The 1,418-nt window shown below is 46.1% G+C and carries 3 protein-coding genes; all 3 read right to left on the bottom strand.

Annotated elements, in window-relative coordinates:
- Positions 1-704, bottom strand: a 704-nt coding sequence (locus ACFIKD_RS09385) for a phage late control D family protein (protein ID WP_375647899.1), incomplete at its 3' end; no start/stop codon positions are given.
- Positions 704-958, bottom strand: coding sequence for a tail protein X (locus ACFIKD_RS09380; protein WP_375647897.1), 255 nt, complete (start codon positions 956-958; stop codon positions 704-706). The genes ACFIKD_RS09380 and ACFIKD_RS09385, both read right to left, overlap by 1 nt.
- Positions 955-1,416 (bottom strand): phage tail protein, encoded by a 462-nt coding sequence (locus tag ACFIKD_RS09375; protein ID WP_375647895.1) that lies wholly within the window; start codon positions 1,414-1,416, stop codon positions 955-957. Before ACFIKD_RS09375 ends, ACFIKD_RS09380 begins: the two co-directional genes overlap by 4 nt.
- Positions 1,417-1,418: the final 2 nt, after the last annotated feature.

Here is a 1,418-nt window from a genome sequence, read left to right as displayed (position 1 = left end):
GGACCGCTAACCCCTGTCTGATGCTTGACTTGGCATTGCTGCCCTTTTGAGCGATCAAAATAAGAAGCTTCAATGGTGCCATATTGCGTGCGTGGCTCTAATGTGAACTCCCAGTTGGAACAGTCGTGCTTATGGATGTCGAGTGCTGGTAAATTGTCACCGCTTAAAAATAAAAACTTATTGTCCTTGATTAAAAAGCGTGCCTGCATACGGTCGGCAAGGCGGGTTAGAAAATCAACAGCCGATTGATCTGTGCGAATCACATAAGGCAAAGTTTGTTGAGTGAACTGGGGACTGACCTTTGCTTGATAGCCATGGCGTTTGGCCAGTGTCTCAACAATCTCCCCAACAGTTTTGTGATCAAAATGCTCACTCGCCTGTTCTTTGAGTTCTTTGCGCATCGAAGCACTTTTGCCACAAAGGCGCAAAATCTCTCCATCACTGCCACCACAACTTACAACCGATTCGACAACAAAACACCCCATAAATGCACTGATGCTGTTCTCATAGCCAAAGATCACCTGCAGAGCGTTGCCCGTTTGTGGAACCTCTAAATCATTGCCACCATCATCAAACTCTGCTTCAAATGTATCGGCTTCATTACCGGCATGGTCCGTAATGGTTGCGGTTAAAAGACGCTGGTAAAAAACCTCATGAACAGGTTTGTCTCCCACCTTGACCACAATAAAAGGGTGTGTGCGCATTAATCCCATAACCGCTTCACCATGCTTTGGGGATTAGACAACACAAACTCAGGCAAAATGACCGTTAAGCCCCGCGGTAAAAACACACCATATTTGGCAATCTCTGGATTGGCTTCTAGTGTGGCTTCTAAATAGCCGTTTAGTGCCCCAACTTGGATGCGGTCTCTGAACACAGCCATGGCATGGTGAAAGCAGATAAGATCAAGACTCATATCCTCTAGCTCTACAACAACATGCTTTTCTGGTATCTTCATAGAGTTTGTCCCACTTGGTATTGTCCCACCTGGTATTGTCCTTGTGGTTTTCCCCCATTGAAAAAGGGCAAGAGAGTAATGGAATAGCGGATGCGCTGGGATTGACCAGAGCGACTGATATAGTCGTGGTCTTTATTGATCGTGGTGATCACCACGGGACCATGGAGAAGGACACTATAGGTCGTATCATTGATCCAACGAAGCATCTGGACAGGCTTTGCTCTTCGAATGGTTTGGGCGATGGCATCAATGGCTACCCGATCACCAAATTCTTCTGGAAACCAAACGCCATGAATGGTTTTTGCATCATTGCCATAGCCGGTAAATTGCAAACTGGGGGACCTGCCAAAACGCTCCATACAAACCCATGAGGCAGAAAACTCTTCTTCAAAGGATTGGAAATTCAGCCAGTCCACATAAAATTGATGCGGTCCTAACATCATCAAAGGATCTCTCATAG

This window comes from Bartonella sp. CR84HXZ (genome assembly GCF_042194535.1).
Taxonomy (GTDB): domain Bacteria; phylum Pseudomonadota; class Alphaproteobacteria; order Rhizobiales; family Rhizobiaceae; genus Bartonella; species Bartonella grahamii.
This window is presented reverse-complemented; position numbering and strand designations above follow the sequence as displayed.

What these genes read in the sequence shown, in the direction of transcription:
- ACFIKD_RS09380 (WP_375647897.1), bottom strand. Translation starts at nt 958, where the DNA reads ATGAAGATACCAGAAAAGCATGTTGTTGTAGAGCTAGAGGATATGAGT.
- ACFIKD_RS09375 (WP_375647895.1), bottom strand. Translation starts at nt 1,416, where the DNA reads ATGAGAGATCCTTTGATGATGTTAGGACCGCATCAATTTTATGTGGAC.